This window comes from Pseudomonas sp. SED1 (genome assembly GCF_034044025.1).
Classification (GTDB): domain Bacteria; phylum Pseudomonadota; class Gammaproteobacteria; order Pseudomonadales; family Pseudomonadaceae; genus Aquipseudomonas.
In genome coordinates this window covers 92867-108020 of record NZ_JAXCIS010000202.1, presented here as the reverse complement: position 1 = coordinate 108020, position 15154 = coordinate 92867, and the positions used below count along the sequence as shown (strand labels likewise).

The following is a 15154-nucleotide window of genomic DNA, read 5'->3' as shown; positions in this document are numbered from 1 at the left end:
CAGTCGATTACCACTGGTAGGTGGCACTGGCGACCACGCTGCGTTGGTCGCCGTAGTAGCAGTACGAAGCGTCGCAGGTGGAAATGTAGTCCTTGTCGAACAGGTTGGTGGCGTTGAGTTTCAGCGATGCACCTTTGAGACTGTTGTCCAGGCGGCCGAGGTCGTAATGCACGGAGGCATCGAACACGGTGTAGGCATCGGCTTTGCCCAGCCAGGTGTTGCCTTGGTCGCCATAGGTGTTGCCGGTGTAGCGGGCACCCGCGCCAATACCAAAGCCGTCGAGTACACCGGCGTGCCAGGTGTAGTCAGTCCACAGGGACGCTTGCTGGTTCGGCATCAGTTGCAGGCGGTTGCCTTTGTATTGGCCTTTTTGAACTTCGGATTTGGCCAAGGTGTACGCAGCGATGACCTTGAGGTTCTCGGTCACGTCAGACACGGCTTCCAGCTCCAGTCCCTTGACCTTCACTTCGCCGGTCTGGTTGGTGATCGACTGGCCACCGGCACCGAAGCTGGTAACCAGCACGTTCTTTTGGGTCAGGTCGTAGACGGCCGCACTCAGCAGGGTATTTGAGCCGGGCGGCTGGTACTTGACCCCCAGTTCCCATTGCTTGCCTTCGGTGGGTTTGTACGACTCGGTCGGCGAGACGCTGGCGTTGCTCGCTGGCTGGAACGATTCGGCGTAGGAGAGGTACGGCACGAAGCCCGAATCGAACACATAGCTCAGCGCGGCGTTGCCACTGAAGTTCTTGCTGCGATCAGTGTTGGTTGCATCGTTTTTGTTGAAGTACGTGGTGCCTTGGTGCACCCAGTCTTCACGACCGCCCAATGTCAGGCGCCACTTGTCCAAGGCCATCTGGTCCTGGGCGTACAGGCCGGTCTGGATGGTTTTCTGGTTGTAGTCGTAATAGGCCGTGGAGCGCGCCGGGCGCACCACCGGTGTGGTGTTGACCGGGTTGTAGAGGTTGACCGTTCCGCCATCACCGAAGATCGACAGGTACGAGGTGTCGGTGCGCTGGTGATCCAGGCCGAGCAGCACGGTGTGGGTGATGTCGCCCGTGGCGAAGTCAGCCTGGAAATTGTTGTCGACGGCGAACTGGCCGATGTTTTCGTCCACGTTGGTCGACCCGCGGCTGGTATTACCCTCGGCATCAATGGTCGAGTAGCCGTAGGAACCCACGGTCAGTTGCTGGAAAGCCAGCTCCGACTTGGTGTAGCGCAGGTTCTGCTTGAACTGCCAGGTGTCGTTGAAGCGATGCTCAAAGGCATAGCCCAGTGCGTAGTAGGTGCGGTCGTAGTACTCGTAGTCCGGGTCACCCAGGTTCTTGTGGTGTGACACTTCGCCCAGTGGCGAGTGGATCTTGGTGCCGACAATCGGCAGGAACTGGCTGGTGGCGCCGGTATCGTCACGGGTGAACTGCGACAGGAAAGTCAGCTTGGTGTCGGTGTCGATGTTCCACGTCAGGCTGGGGGCGATGTTGTAGCGCTGGTTGTCAATGTGATCGACCTGGGTGCCGGCATCGCGCACCACGCCGCTGAGGCCGTAGAGAAACTGGCCTTCATCATCAATCTTGCCGGTGCTGGCGAAGTTGATCTGGCGGTAGTTGTCGCTGCCGTATTGCACTTGGATAGCATTGCTCGATTCAGCGCTGGGACGTCGGCTGACCATGTCCAGCAGGCCGCCTGGCGGGGTTTGGCCGTAGACCGATGAGGCTGGGCCACGCAGCAGCGCGAGGCGGTCGAGGTTCCAGGTTTCCGCTTTCGGGTTGGCGTACACGCCGCGTGGCAGCGGCAGGCCGTCGAGGAATTGGGTAGGTTCGAAGCCGCGAACACGCATCCAGTCGTAGCGGGTGTCACTGCCGTAGCTGGCGGACACGATGCCGGGCATGTATTTGACGGCGTCATCCAGGTTCTGGACGTTGCGGTCCTGCATTTGCTGGCGAGTGGCGACGGAAATCGAACGCGGGGCTTCAACCAGTGCAGTATCGGTCTTGGTGCCGGCAGCGGTACGAGACGCCAGGTAACCCTCCACCGGCCCCCACGCACTTTCCGCATCCGCCTGCCCGGTAATACTGGTCTCCGGCAACGCCACAACCCCATCCGGAATCGCTACCAGGCTGAACGTGCCCGCACTGCTTTGCTCCAGTTGCAGCCCGGTCCCACGCAACGCTTCACGCAACGCGCCCTGTGCATCGAATTGCCCTTTCACCGGCGCGGACGTCTTGCCCGACGCCAACCCTGGATTCAGCGTGAGCGCCAAACCAGCCTGGCTGGCGATCTGGTTCAGGGTGGTGGACAGCGGCGCTGCCGGCAGGTTGTACGCGCGCACGCTGGACGCCTGTTCGGCGGCGATCAGCTGAGTGCTGGCCAGCGGGGCGCTGAGGGCAATGGCCACGGCTAACAGGCTGGGGCGCAACAAGGTGTCTAGGGTGCGGGACATAGGGCGGCTCCTGAATGGAAATATTTCTCAATTGCCTATGTGCCGAACGAGATGCAGAAAGTGATAGGGCCGAATGAAAATAATTTCTATTTGGCCCGCATCGGTGGCTCCAGGCGCTATTTTCCGTAGCGGCTATTGCGTGGGCGGCTTGGCCTTTACGGTGACCCACCATGGGGTGTGCTGCTCGATTTGCACGGGCAAGGTCGGCAGCAGTGCATTCAGCGCCAGGTTGGTGTCGTGCAGCGGAAAGCTGCCGGTGATCCGCAGGCCGGCCACTTGTTTATCCACACCCAGGTACCCGGTGCGGTAGCGGCTCAGTTCCTCAATCACATCACCGAGGCGCGCGTTGTCTACCACCAGCATGCCGCGCGTCCAGGCGTCGGTGCCGGGGCTGACAGCCAGCATCGGGCCGAGGCCGTCGCGGCGCATCAGTACCTGCTGGCCTTCCTTGAAGACCTGCTCCTGATGCAACGCCTCAGGCTGCGCGCCGACGGCCGACTGCAACACGCTGAGGCGCGTGCCTTCCTCTTCGCGCTTGACGATAAACCGCGTGCCCAAGGCGCGCAGGCTGCCTTCGCGGGTTTCGACAAAAAACGGGCGGGCGTCGTTGTGGCCGGTCTCGACGAGGATCTCGCCTTCCTGCAACACGATCACTCGACGTTTCTCGTCGAAGCGCACGTCGATAGCGCTGTGGGTGTTGAGGTTGATCACCGTACCGTCCGCCAGCTTCAGCGTACGCTGTTCGCCGGTGGCGGTGCGCTGGTCGGCCAGCCAATAGTTGAGCGGCATGTAGCGCTGGCCGGCGAAGAGCACCAGGCCGCACACCAGCACCACACTGGCCAGGCCGCTGCCGAACTTGCGCACGCGGCGGCGAATGCCTTCGCGCGAGCTCAATAACGCCGCACGGGCCGGGCCCGAGGCCACGCTGAAACGCTGATCGAGCATGCCCAGTTGGCGCCAGGCCCGGGCGTGTTCTTCATTGCTGGCCAGCCATTTGGCGAATTCTTCCTGTTCCACGGCGCTGCCGTCGCCCGAATCGAGGGACAGTTGCCAGGCAATGGCGGCGTCGAGCACCCGTGCCGAGACCGGCTTGGAGCTGACCGGGCTCACAGCGGCTCGCCATACAGGGCGATGTAGCACTGGCGAATGCCTTGGGCCAGGTATTGCCGCACCCTAGGCACGGAAACCCCGAGGCGCTGGGCGATTTCGGCGTGGCCCATGCCATCGAGGCGGTTATAGAGGAAGGCCGCGCGGGCTTTGCTCGAGAGTTTGCCCAGCAGGCGGTCGATGGCCTTGAGGTCTTCGAGGATCAGTTGCTGCTCTTCCGGTGACGGGTGCTCGCTTTCCGGGATCAGCATCAGCTCGGTGAGGTAAGCCTGTTCCAGCGCGGCGCGGCGGAAGTAGTCGAACAGCAGGCCCTTGGCGATGGCCACCAGGAAGGCCCGCGGCTCGCGGGGTTCGCGCAGTTCTTCACGGCCCAGCAGGCGCATGAAGGTGTCCTGGCTCAGGTCTTCGGCACGGCTGGGGCAGGCCATATTGCGTCGCAGCCACGCCAATAGCCAGCTGCGATGGTCGCGGTACAACGCGCCAACAAGCTCACTGTGGGGACTTTGGATTGACGACAAGGCGACACCGATCGGGAGGTTTAAACTAACGAGAATTATTCGCGATTGTGGCAGAGGTGTTGGAAGGGTGCAATTGGCGTTGGTCGGGCGGCGGCGTAATGATATCTATCATGATGATGCAGCTTACTGTGGCGAGGGAGCTTGCTCCCGCTCGGCTGCGCAGCAGTCGTAATCCAGGCAGTGCATTTATTCAGTTGGAAATGGGTTGGCTGATTTTGGGGGCGCTTCGCACCCCAGCGGGAGCAAGCTCCCTCGCCACAATTAGAATGAGGGCGCTTGCTTGCGGCGTTTCCATTGGCCCAGGCGCTGTTGTAACGCGTGCGGGCTGTCGATCTGCTGCTGCCGTGCGCGGCTGAACAAAATCAACATCAACTCCGCCGTCGCCAATGCATCCGCACTGGCGTGATGGCGCTCGCCCACTTGCAGCTTGAAATGCGCGATCCAGTCATCCAGCCCCGCCTCGCGAATGTTGGCATCAGGGCACAGCAGCGGGGCGATGTCGGCCACGTCCAGGAAAGGGTGGTTCAAGCGATAGCCCAGGCTGTCCTTGAGTGCCCGGCACAGCATGTGTTGATCGAAGGGCGCATGAAACGCCAGCAGCGGGCTGTCACCGACAAACTCCATGAAGTCCATCAGCGCTTCTGCCGGGTCACTGCCCGCCGCGATGGCGCTGGGCCCCAGGCCGTGGATCAGCACACTGGGGCTGAGCTTGGTCTCGGCCCGTTGCAGGGTGCGTTCGAACAGCTGGGAAAAGTCCACCGCGCCGTCCTCGATCACCACCGCGCCGATGGAAAGCACTTGGTCACGATTGAGGTTCAGGCCGCTGGTTTCCAGGTCCACCACCACCCAACGCTGGTCCCGCAGCGAACCGTCCCCCAGCTCTCGAGGTTTGGGCAATTGCTCAACCCGCCGCTGTTGCGCTGCGTCCAGGCCAGGTTTGGTTTTTCGCAGCCAGCCAAACAAGCTCACAGCTGATACCGCAAGGTCAGGCTGCTTTGCAGGCGTTGGGCCTGGCGCAGGGATTCGCGCAGGATGCGCCGGTCCAGATGGTTGAGGCTGTCGGGGTCGACGCGGTTGGAATAGGGCAGGTTCTCGCGGGTTTGCAGTTGGTGCTGCTGCATGCGGGTTTGTTGGATGAAGTGGTAGGCCTCTTCATACGCCGCGCCGTCCAGGCGTTCGATGACTTCCTTGGCCACCAGTTGGCGCAAGCGCTCCAGGGTGTTGATGGCGCTGATGCCATTGGCCAATGCCAGCAGCCGGGCGCCGTCGACAAAGGGCGTGAGGCCTTGCACCTTGAGGTCGAGTGTCGCCTTGTCTGCGCCTTTGCGCGTCAGCACGAAATCCCGGAAACGCCCCACTGGCGGGCGCTGGCGTAACGCGTTGTCCGCCAGCATGCGCTGGAACAAACGGTTGTCTGCCACCTGGTCGAGAATGCCCTGGCGCAATTGCTCGCACCCTTGCTCATCGCCCCAGACCACCCGCAAATCAAAATAGATACTCGAACCCAGCAGGTTCTCTGGCGTTGCCTCGCGAATAAACCCGGCAAAACGCCGCGCCCATTCCGCCCGGGACAGGCACAGCTCAGGGTTGCCGGCCATTATGTTGCCCTTGCACAGGGTAAAGCCGCACAGCGCCAGGCTTTGGTTGATCTGCTGTGCCAGAGGCAGCAGGCGGCCACGAATCTCGGCGGCTTCGGCGGCGTCCTTGGCTTCGAACAGAATGCCGTTGTCCTGGTCGGTATACAGCGTTTGTTCGCGGCGACCCTCGCTGCCGAAACACAACCAGCTGAACGGCACGCCGGGGTCGCCTTTTTCGGCCAGGGTCAGCTCGATGACGCGGCACACCGTGTGGTCGTTGAGCAAGGTGATGATGTGGGTGATCTGCGTGGACGAAGCACCGTGGGCGAGCATGCGCTCCACCAACTGGCCGATTTCGCCACGGATCGCCACCAGGTTTTCGACCCTGGGCGCATTGCGAATGGTGCGCGCGAGGTGCACCAGATCTACCCGTTGCAGGGAAAACAGATCACGTTCGGAGACTACGCCGCACAGACGCTGATCCTTGACCAGGCACACGTGGGCAATATGCCGTTCGGTCATCGCGATCGCGGCGTCGAAGGCGCTGTGGTCCGGGGTGAGGAAGAACGGCGCCTGGGTCATATGGCGCTTGATGCTCTGGTTGAAATCACTGGTGCCGTCGGCCACCACCTGGCGCAGGTCCCGCAGGGTGAAAATCCCCAGGGGCGCCTTGTGCTCATCCACGATCACGATGCTGCCGACTTGTTGCTCGTGCATTTGCGTGACCGCTTCACGCAGCGGCGTCAGCGGGCTGCAGGTCACCGGGTGACGCATGGCCAATTCGCCCAGGCGGGTGTTCAGCGAGTATTGCGTGCCGAGGGTTTCCACGGCCTTTTGCTGGACTTGCTGGTTGACCTGGTCCAGCAGGCTGCTCACTCCGCGCAAAGCGAAGTCGCGGAAGGCGCTGGAAAGGGCGAACAGCTTGATAAAGGCCGGCTTGTTCAGTTGCAGGCAGAAGGTGTCTTCGGCGGCTTTATGCTCGGTGCGGGTCGCCCGTTCCCCGAGCAACGCCGCCAGCGGAAAACATTCACCGGTGGTGATTTCAAAGGTGGTTTCGGCCGAGTCGGGGCGCTCGCCGACCACGCGCCCTTGCTTGACGATATAGAAGTGTTCCACCGGCCCGCCCGACGGCTTGAGGATACTTTCGCCGGGGGCGTAGAAGCGCAATTGGCACTGCTCTACCAGAAATCCCAGGTGGGTGTTTTCCATCTGGTTGAACGGTGGGAAGCGTTGCAGGAATTGCAGGGTGCCGTGGATGTTCTGCAACACAGCGGTTTTCCCCGCTTGTGTGAAAGCATCAGCTTTACTCATACCTATGACCGCAGTTTTTTTGTCGTTATCGTGCCTCATGGTCGGCTCCTGCGCTGCGGGTGCCCATTGGACGTAAGTCTAGGTAGCGATTCGCCCTCACTGACTAGGGAAAAACCTTACATGAATATCGTCCAAACCCCGTAGAACGCCCACTAGGCAAACTTTCCGACGAAGTGCACATTGTTCGCCCTTCCGGTGATGTCTGACTTCTGTGCTGGGAGATTGATCAGAACTGCCGAGAAACGTATGTCCGACCACGATATTTTGAGTGACGCCGAGCGCGAGGCCCTGAGCGCGGTTATGCAGGAGCCTGATTTACCGCCACAACGGGTTTTGATCGTGGATGACGACAAGGACGCGCGTGAACTGCTGGCAGAAATTCTTGGGTTGGACGGCATTCGCTGCATGACCGCCGATAGCGGCGAGTCGGCATGGGACTTGTTGAGCTCCACCAGCTCCATTGGCTTGCTGATCACCGACCTGCGCATGGCACCGAGCAACGGGTTGCAATTGATTCGCCAGGTGCGCGGATCCACCCGGGCGGCACTGCCGATCATCATCATGTCGGGGGACGCCGAAGCGCCGGATGTGATCGATGCGATGCATTTGAGCGTGGTGGACTTTTTGCTCAAGCCGATTGATAGCGTGAAGCTGGCGAAGATGGTGAAGCGGGAGTTGGGGATGGCGCAGTAAAAGCGCCGCCACAAAAAAAGCCCTGATCTTTCGATCAGGGCTTTTTCGTTTCCAGCGATTAGTTACAAGCCATTTTTGGCCTTGAACTCCCGACGCCGACGGTGCAATACCGGCTCGGTGTACCCGTTGGGTTGCTTGGTCCCTTCAATCACCAACTCCACCGCTGCCTGGAACGCGATGTTGCTGTCGAAATCCGGAGCCAGCGGGCGATACAGCGCGTCACCGGCGTTCTGACGGTCCACCACCGGCGCCATGCGCTTGAGGCTTTCCATCACCTGGGCTTCATTGACGATGCCATGGCGCAACCAGTTGGCGATGTGCTGGCTGGAGATACGCAGGGTGGCGCGGTCTTCCATCAGGCCGACGTCGTTGATGTCCGGCACTTTCGAACAACCCACGCCCTGGTCGATCCAGCGCACCACGTAACCGAGGATGCCCTGGGCGTTGTTGTCCAGTTCGTTGCGGATTTCTTCGTCGGACCAATCGGTATTCTGAGCCAGAGGAATGGTCAGGATATCGTCCACCGAAGCACGTTCGCGCTTGGCCAGCTCGGCCTGGCGGGCGAATACGTCGACCTTGTGGTAGTGCAGCGCGTGCAGCGCAGCCGCCGTTGGCGAAGGAACCCACGCCGTGTTGGCGCCGGCCAGCGGGTGAGCAATTTTCTGCTCAAGCATGGCGGCCATCAGGTCGGGCATCGCCCACATGCCTTTACCGATTTGCGCGCGACCTTGCAGGCCGGTGCTCAAGCCGATATCGACGTTCCAGTTTTCGTAGGCGCCGATCCATTTCTCGGTCTTCATGGCGGCCTTGCGCACCATCGCGCCAGCTTCCATGGAGGTGTGGATTTCATCGCCGGTACGGTCGAGGAAGCCGGTGTTGATAAACACCACACGCTCGCTGGCCGCCTTGATGCAGGCCTTGAGGTTGACCGTGGTGCGGCGCTCCTCGTCCATGATCCCGACTTTGAGGGTGTTGCGTGGCAGCTTCAGTACGTCTTCGATACGGCCGAACAGCTCGTTGGTGAACGCAGCTTCTTCCGGGCCGTGCATCTTCGGTTTAACGATGTAGACCGAGCCGGTGCGGCTGTTCTTGCGGCTGTTGTTACCGTTGAGGCTGTGGATCGCCGACAGGCTGGTGAGCAGGCCGTCGAGAATGCCTTCCGGCACTTCGTTGCCGTCTTTGTCGAGAATTGCGTCGATGGTCATCAAGTGGCCAACGTTACGCACGAACAGCAGCGAACGACCGTGCAGGGTCACTTCTTTGCCGTCAGCACCGGTGTAAACGCGGTCGGCATTCATGGTGCGGGTAAAGGTCTTGCCACCCTTGGCGACTTCTTCCGACAGATCGCCCTTCATCAGGCCCAGCCAGTTGCGGTAGATCACCACCTTGTCATCGGCATCGACGGCAGCGACGGAGTCTTCGCAGTCCATGATGGTGGTCAGGGCGGCTTCCATCAGCACGTCTTTCACGCCGGCGGCGTCGGTCTGGCCGACCGGGGTGCTGGCGTCGATCTGGATTTCGAAGTGCAGGCCGTTGTGTTTCAGCAGGATGGCAGTCGGCTTGGCAGCGTCGCCCTGGTAGCCGATCAGTTGCGCATCGCTGCGCAGGCCGCTATTGCTGCCGCCCTTGAGGCTGACCACGAGTTTGCCGTCGACGATCTTGTAGCCGGTGGAATCCACATGACTGCCGGCAGTCAGTGGCGCGGCTTCGTCGAGGAAGGCGCGGGCGAAGGCAATGACTTTGTCGCCACGCACCTTGTTGTAGCCTTTGCCCTTCTCGGCGCCGTCGGCTTCGCTGATGGCATCGGTGCCATACAGCGCGTCATACAGCGAACCCCAGCGCGCATTCGAGGCGTTGAGGGCGAAACGGGCGTTCATCACCGGCACTACCAGCTGCGGGCCGGCCATGTGGGCAATTTCTTCATCGACGTTTTGGGTCGAAGCCTGGAAATCCGCGGCTTCTGGCAGCAGGTATCCGATATCTTGAAGGAAGGCTTTGTAGGCCACGGCGTCGTGTGCCTGGCCGGCGTGTGCCTGGTGCCAGGTGTCGATCCGCACTTGAAAATCGTCGCGTTTGGCGAGTAGGGCTTTGTTCTTCGGCGCCAGGTCATGGATGACCTTGTCGGCACCGGCCCAGAACTGGTCGGCGGTAATGCCGGTACCAGGAATGGCTTCGTTGTTCACGAAGTCGAACAGGACTTTGGCGACCTGCAGGCCACCGACTTGAACGTGTTCAGTCATTGCTTGCCTCACTCTGCGGAGCTTATGCGCTTTTCAGCTTTTCAATTTACCAATGAAGCCTCTGGCCATGTAAACCGTGAACACGCTGCACCAGTACATGCCGTTGAAGGCGGCTGGGCGGGCTGCGTCGCGGTGCGTGGTTGCCTTGGCAGACATCGACCTAACGTTATGTAGTGCGCGATTGGGCATACTACATGATGAGTTGCGGTTGTGAAAATTAGACTAAATACGTCGTTTAGCGACCCACTTTGGTCGTTCAGTCACAGTGGGGTACAGGATGTTCTCAAAAAACTATTGGATTGTTCCAGATAAATATAAAAATGGTACACGATTTGTTTTCACGGGCGCCTGCGTCCACCTTGTAGGAGCGAGCTTGCTCGCGAAGATCGTTAACGATAACGCGGGATGCCTGACACCCAACGGTGCTCTCACGTTCTTCGCGAGCAAGCTCGCTCCTACAGAATCATAAGAAGAGGACGACACCATGGACCATCTCGTACTGACTGTCATCGCCCCGGACAAACCCGGCGTGGTCGAACGCATCGCCCAATGCATCGCGTCCCACGGCGGTAACTGGCTGGAAAGCCGAATGGCGCATATGGCCGGGCAGTTTGCCGGGATCTTGCGGGTGAGCGTGCCGGCGGAAAATCGTCTGGATTTGATAGGTGCGCTGGAAGACTTGTCCACCCACGGCATTCGCGTGCTGCTGGGCGAAAGCAGTTCGGTCGCCGCCGGTGAGTCGCAACCGATCGCGATGGCACTGGTGGGCAATGACCGGCCGGGGATTGTTCGTGACATCACAGCGCTGCTCAGCAAGCAGGGCGTCAACCTGGAGCGCCTGATCACCGACGTGCGCCCGGCACCCATGAGCAGTGACCCGCTGTTCCACGCCGAAGCCCTGTTGGCGGTGCCTTTGACACTGCCGTTGGAGACCTTGCAGGCAGCATTGGAAACCCTGGCAGACGACCTGATGGTGGAGCTGGAACTGCGCAGCGAGGAATAGTTGCCCACAAGGTTATGCATGGAAATCTTGCATGGGCCTGTGGATAACCTGTAGAGACCCGCGTCCAGCCCAGGCGGGCCGTGGCTCTGTGCGGATTGAGCAAAAAACGAGCAGTTTCAAGGGCTTGTGCACAAACGCCGGGGATCAGGCTGTGGATAACCTTGGGGTGAATGCCTGGAAGCCGCGCCGGCTGTGGCTTGCAGGGGTTTGTACGTTATTTGATCAGTTTTTCCGCATGGTCAGCCACGCGTCGAGGCTGTAAACCACCAGGCCGGCCCAGATAAAGCAGAAGGCGATCAACGTGGCCGGCGCCAGGTGTTCATTGAACAGCAACACCGCTTCCAGCAGCACCAAGGTCGGTGCCACGTATTGCAGGAAACCCAGGGCGGTGTAGGGCAAATGCCGCGCGGCGGCGTTGAAACATACCAGCGGGATCAGCGTCACCGGGCCAGCGGCCACCAGCCACCACGCCTCGGAGGTGCTCCAGAATTCCATCTGTGCACTGTGGGCAGACGGGTTGAACAGCAGCCATGCAATGGCAATCGGCACCAACATCCAGGTTTCCACTACCAGCCCGGGCAGTGCCTTGACCGGCGCCTGCTTGCGGATCAAACCGTAGAAACCAAAGGTGGCTGCCAGTACCAGGGACACCCACGGCAAGCTGCCGACTTGCCACACCTGTTGCGCCACACCCACGGCAGCCAGCCCGACGGCGACCCATTGCAGGCGGCGCAGGCGCTCACCCAGGATCACCATGCCCAGCAGCACGTTCACCAGCGGGTTGATGTAGTAACCGAGACTGGCCTCGAGCATGCGGCCACTGTTCACCGACCACACATAGGTCAGCCAGTTGGCTGCGATCAAGGTGCCGCTCAGGGCCAGGATCGCCAGGCGCTTGGGATTGTCCCGCAGTTCGCGAAACCAGCCCGGGTGTTTCCAGACCATCAGCAGCAAACTGCCGAACAGCGCCGACCACAGCACGCGATTGACGATGATTTCTGCGGCGGGAACGCTGGCGATGGCTTTGAAGTAGATCGGGAACAGGCCCCAGATGACGTAGGCACTCAGGCCCAATATGTACCCGCGACGGGGGTTGGCGGCTTGCATGCAGAATCCTTGCTTAGGCAGCTAACAAAGCCGCGATTGTAAGGATATTTGTCAGGGGATGTGTGTTGAAAGTGTAGGGCCCAAGGTCAGGGCCCAGACGGTAGGGATCAGAACAGCTTCAACGGTTCTTCGTTGAGCGCCGACAACTGCTCACGCAACGCCAGCACTTGGTCGCCCCAGTAACGTTCGCTGCCGAACCACGGGAAGCTATGGGGGAACGCCGGGTCGTCCCAGCGCCGTGCGAGCCAGGCGCTGTAGTGCATCAGGCGCAGGGCGCGCAGCGGTTCGATCAGGGCCAGTTCGCGTGGGTCGAAGTCGTGGAATTCCTGGTAGCCGTCCATCAATTCCGACAGCTGCCCCAGGCATTCCTGACGGTCACCGGCGAGCATCATCCACAGGTCCTGAACGGCGGGCCCCATGCGGCAGTCGTCGAGGTCGACGATGTGGAACATCTCGTCGCGGCACATCATGTTGCCGGGGTGGCAATCGCCGTGCATGCGGATGTTCTTGTGAGGCGTGGCCTTGTAGACCTCTTCCACACGCTTGAGCAGGTCGCGGGCCACGGACTCGTAGGCCGGCAGCAGGCTGCGAGGAATGAAATTGCCTTCCAGCAGGGTGTTCAGGGAGTCGTGACCGAAATTCTTCACGCCCAGGGCTTCGCGGTGCTCGAAGGGCCGGGTTGAACCGACGGCGTGCAGACGCCCGAGCAGTTGGCCAAGACGGTACAACTGGTCGAGGTTGCCCGGCTCCGGCGCGCGGCCACCCCGGCGCGGGAACAGGGTGAAGCGGAAACCGGCGTGTTCGAACAGGCTTTCGCCGTTGTGAATCATCGGCGCCACCACCGGCACGTCGCACTCGGCCAGTTCGAAGGTGAAGCTGTGTTCTTCGAGGATCGCTTCGTTGGTCCAGCGCTGTGGGCGATAGAACTTGGCGATCAAGGGCTCGGAGTCTTCGATGCCGACCTGGTAGACACGGTTTTCGTAGCTGTTGAGCGCGAGGATGCGGGCGTCGCTGAGGAAACCGATGCTTTCGACAGCGTCGAGCACCAGGTCAGGGGTCAGTGTTTCAAACGGGTGTGCCATGCGAACTCCTGCGCGCAGCAGGGCGCCGCGTCCGGCCGGGTATGGTAACGCACCCAGGGTTGGATAGGTGGTGACTGTTCTGACGCCTTCGCGAGCAAGCCCGCTCCCACATTTGACCGCATTCCAAGGCTAGGACTCGGTTTAATGTGGGAGCGGGCTTGCTCGCGAAGAGGCCTTGTCAGGCGCCGACGATCCCCCCGTCGTCCCGACGAATCGCCATCACCGATGACCGTGGCTTGCCATTTGGCAGGTGCTCCGGCCAGGTCGAGCCACCGGTTTCCCCAGGATGCTGAATCCCCACAAACAGGGTTTTCTGGTCCGGCGAGAAGCTGATTCCGGTCACTTCACAGGCCACCGGCCCCACCATGAACCGGCGAATCTCACCGGTCGACGGGTCGGCACACAGCATCTGGTTGTTACCCATCCCGGCAAAGTCGCCACCGTTGCTGTAGTCGCCATCGGTCAGGATCCACAACCGCCCGGCCTTGTCGAAACCCAGCCCATCCGGGCTGTTGAACATGTTCTGCGGGTTGATGTTGGACGAGCCGCCCTTTGGCGTCCCGGCATGCAGCGCCGGGTTACCGGCCACCACAAACAAATCCCAGTTGAAGTCCGGCGCGCCATGGTCGTTGGCGTTGGCCTTCCAGCGCAGAATCTGCCCGTAGACGTTTTTCTCCCGCGGGTTCGGGCCGCCGACCGGCTGGCCTTCTTCGCCGCGCTTGGCGTTGTTGGTCAGGGTGCAATACACCTGGCCGTCGGTGGGGCTGACCACGATCCATTCCGGGCGGTCCATGCGGGTGGCTTTCACCACGCTGGCGGCGAGGCGTGCGTGGATCAGCACTTCGGCCTGGCTGGCAAAACCGCTGTTGGCATCGATGCCATTCTTGCCGTAGGTCAGTTCGACCCATTGGCCCTGGCCCTTGGGATGGTCGGCATTGCCGTCGCCCGCGTCGAAGATCGCCACGTACAAGGTGCCGTGGTCCAGCAGGTCCTTGTTGGCCTTGGGGTTCTTGTGATTGATCTTGTCGCGGCTGATGAACTTGTAGATGAACTCGCCGCGTTCGTCGTCGCCCATGTACACCACGGCGCGGCCGTCGCGGGTTTCCGCCAGGGCGGCGTTTTCGTGCTTGAAGCGACCCAGAGCGGTGCGTTTGACCGGTGTGGATTGCGGGTCGAACGGGTCGATTTCCACCACCCAGCCATGGCGATTGAGTTCGTTGGGGTTCTTGGCCATGTCGAAGCGCGGGTCGTGGGGGTGCCAGTTGATGTCTTTGCTCGCGGCCACCACACCGTAGCGTTTCTGCCCGGCGTCGAAGGTTTGTTGCGGGTTGCTGCTGCCGAAGCAGTCGGTGAAGTTTTCTTCGCAGGTCAGGTAGGTGCCCCACGGGGTCTTGCCGTTGGCGCAGTTCTGGAAGGTGCCCAGGACTTTCTTGCCGGTTTTATCGGCGCTGGTTTTCAGCCAGGCATGGCCCGCCGCCGGGCCACCGAAGCGGATCGGCGAGTTGCCGTGGATGCGGCGGTTGTAGCGCGAGTCCTGGACGAACTGCCAGGTGTCGCCTTTGCGCCGCACTTCGATCACCGACACGCCTTCGCTGGCCAGCGCCTTGCGCACGTCTTCAGCCGATTGCGGCGCGCCGCCGTGGGCGTAGAGGTAGCGGTAGTTGGTGTATTCGTTGTTGATCGCCATCAGCGCGCGGTTGTCGTCACCGGGGAAGGCGAACAGGCTCATGCCGTCGTTGTTGTCGCCGAACTGTTGTTCCTGGGCCTTGGCGGTGCCGTTACCGCTGGGGTCGAAGGCCGGCGCATTCTTGTGCAGCGGCTGGCCCCAGCTGATCAGTACCGAGGCGCTGTAGCCGGGCGGCAGGGTGATGGTGTCGCTGGTGGCTGCGGCGATGCTGGTGAAACCCAGTAGTGGGCTGTTTGCTGCGGCGTTGACCGCCAGGGCGCTGCGGGTCAGCAGGTTGCCGCCGAGAAACATCGCGGCACCGCACAGGGCGCCGGCGCCGATAAAACGCCGACGGGTGAGGCCGACCATCTGTTCCAGGTCGGTGGCTTGGTTTTCTTCTAATAGGCTCATTT

11 protein-coding genes are annotated in these 15154 nt (G+C 61.3%); 2 read left to right on the top strand and 9 right to left on the bottom strand.

Features of this window, described 5'->3' with window-relative positions; all coding sequences use genetic code 11:
- Nucleotides 1-7: 7 nt before the first annotated feature.
- From SNL23_RS26125 to SNL23_RS26105, 5 genes are all read right to left on the bottom strand, one after another.
- The gene (locus tag SNL23_RS26125; RefSeq protein ID WP_318304069.1) at nt 8-2437 is read right to left on the bottom strand and encodes a TonB-dependent siderophore receptor; all 2430 of its coding nucleotides are present in this window, start codon (nt 2435-2437) and stop codon (nt 8-10) included.
- Nucleotides 2438-2569: 132 nt separating this feature from the next.
- On the bottom strand, nt 2570-3547 hold the full coding sequence (locus SNL23_RS26120) for a FecR family protein (RefSeq protein ID WP_318304068.1): 978 nt from the start codon (nt 3545-3547) through the stop codon (nt 2570-2572).
- Nucleotides 3544-4062, bottom strand: coding sequence for an RNA polymerase sigma factor (locus SNL23_RS26115; protein WP_076017853.1), 519 nt, complete (start codon nt 4060-4062; stop codon nt 3544-3546). The genes SNL23_RS26120 and SNL23_RS26115 overlap by 4 nt, the downstream gene beginning before the upstream one ends.
- A 261-nt stretch (nt 4063-4323) precedes the next feature.
- The gene (locus SNL23_RS26110) at nt 4324-5031 is read right to left on the bottom strand and encodes a 3'-5' exonuclease (protein ID WP_318304066.1); all 708 of its coding nucleotides are present in this window, start codon (nt 5029-5031) and stop codon (nt 4324-4326) included.
- Complete coding sequence (locus SNL23_RS26105; protein ID WP_318304065.1) at nt 5028-6950, bottom strand: putative nucleotidyltransferase substrate binding domain-containing protein; 1923 nt, start codon at nt 6948-6950, stop codon at nt 5028-5030. The genes SNL23_RS26110 and SNL23_RS26105 overlap by 4 nt, the downstream gene beginning before the upstream one ends.
- Before the next feature lie 246 nt (nt 6951-7196).
- Here SNL23_RS26105 and SNL23_RS26100 point away from each other — a divergent pair, with 246 nt between their 5' ends.
- On the top strand, nt 7197-7643 hold the full coding sequence (locus SNL23_RS26100; RefSeq protein ID WP_076017856.1) for a response regulator: 447 nt from the start codon (nt 7197-7199) through the stop codon (nt 7641-7643).
- 62 nt (nt 7644-7705) lie between these two features.
- On the opposite strand, the gene SNL23_RS26095 is transcribed toward SNL23_RS26100, so the two are convergent.
- Nucleotides 7706-9883: a malate synthase G gene (locus SNL23_RS26095; protein WP_318304064.1), complete on the bottom strand. Its 2178-nt coding sequence runs from the start codon at nt 9881-9883 to the stop codon at nt 7706-7708.
- Nucleotides 9884-10367: 484 nt separating this feature from the next.
- Between SNL23_RS26095 and SNL23_RS26085 the strand changes: the two genes are divergently transcribed.
- On the top strand, nt 10368-10886 hold the full coding sequence (locus SNL23_RS26085; RefSeq protein WP_076017858.1) for a glycine cleavage system protein R: 519 nt from the start codon (nt 10368-10370) through the stop codon (nt 10884-10886).
- Nucleotides 10887-11108: 222 nt separating this feature from the next.
- Here the strand turns inward: SNL23_RS26085 and rarD are convergent, their stop codons facing one another.
- The 3 genes from rarD to SNL23_RS26070 all read right to left on the bottom strand — a co-directional run bounded on the left by rarD (nt 11109) and on the right by SNL23_RS26070 (nt 15152).
- Nucleotides 11109-11993, bottom strand: a complete 885-nt coding sequence (rarD, locus tag SNL23_RS26080) for an EamA family transporter RarD (protein ID WP_076017859.1) — start codon at nt 11991-11993, stop codon at nt 11109-11111.
- 107 nt (nt 11994-12100) lie between these two features.
- Nucleotides 12101-13075: a serine/threonine protein kinase gene (locus SNL23_RS26075; protein ID WP_017476395.1), complete on the bottom strand. Its 975-nt coding sequence runs from the start codon at nt 13073-13075 to the stop codon at nt 12101-12103.
- Between the two features lie 178 nt (nt 13076-13253).
- Complete coding sequence (locus tag SNL23_RS26070) at nt 13254-15152, bottom strand: PhoX family protein (RefSeq protein WP_318304061.1); 1899 nt, start codon at nt 15150-15152, stop codon at nt 13254-13256.
- Nucleotides 15153-15154 lie beyond the last annotated feature (2 nt).

What these genes read in the sequence shown, in the direction of transcription:
- SNL23_RS26125 (WP_318304069.1), bottom strand. Translation starts at nt 2,437, where the DNA reads ATGTCCCGCACCCTAGACACCTTGTTGCGCCCCAGCCTGTTAGCCGTG.
- SNL23_RS26105 (WP_318304065.1), bottom strand. Translation starts at nt 6,950, where the DNA reads ATGAGTAAAGCTGATGCTTTCACACAAGCGGGGAAAACCGCTGTGTTG.
- SNL23_RS26100 (WP_076017856.1), top strand. Translation starts at nt 7,197, where the DNA reads ATGTCCGACCACGATATTTTGAGTGACGCCGAGCGCGAGGCCCTGAGC.
- SNL23_RS26095 (WP_318304064.1), bottom strand. Translation starts at nt 9,883, where the DNA reads ATGACTGAACACGTTCAAGTCGGTGGCCTGCAGGTCGCCAAAGTCCTG.
- SNL23_RS26085 (WP_076017858.1), top strand. Translation starts at nt 10,368, where the DNA reads ATGGACCATCTCGTACTGACTGTCATCGCCCCGGACAAACCCGGCGTG.
- rarD (WP_076017859.1), bottom strand. Translation starts at nt 11,993, where the DNA reads ATGCAAGCCGCCAACCCCCGTCGCGGGTACATATTGGGCCTGAGTGCC.
- SNL23_RS26075 (WP_017476395.1), bottom strand. Translation starts at nt 13,075, where the DNA reads ATGGCACACCCGTTTGAAACACTGACCCCTGACCTGGTGCTCGACGCT.
- SNL23_RS26070 (WP_318304061.1), bottom strand. Translation starts at nt 15,152, where the DNA reads ATGAGCCTATTAGAAGAAAACCAAGCCACCGACCTGGAACAGATGGTC.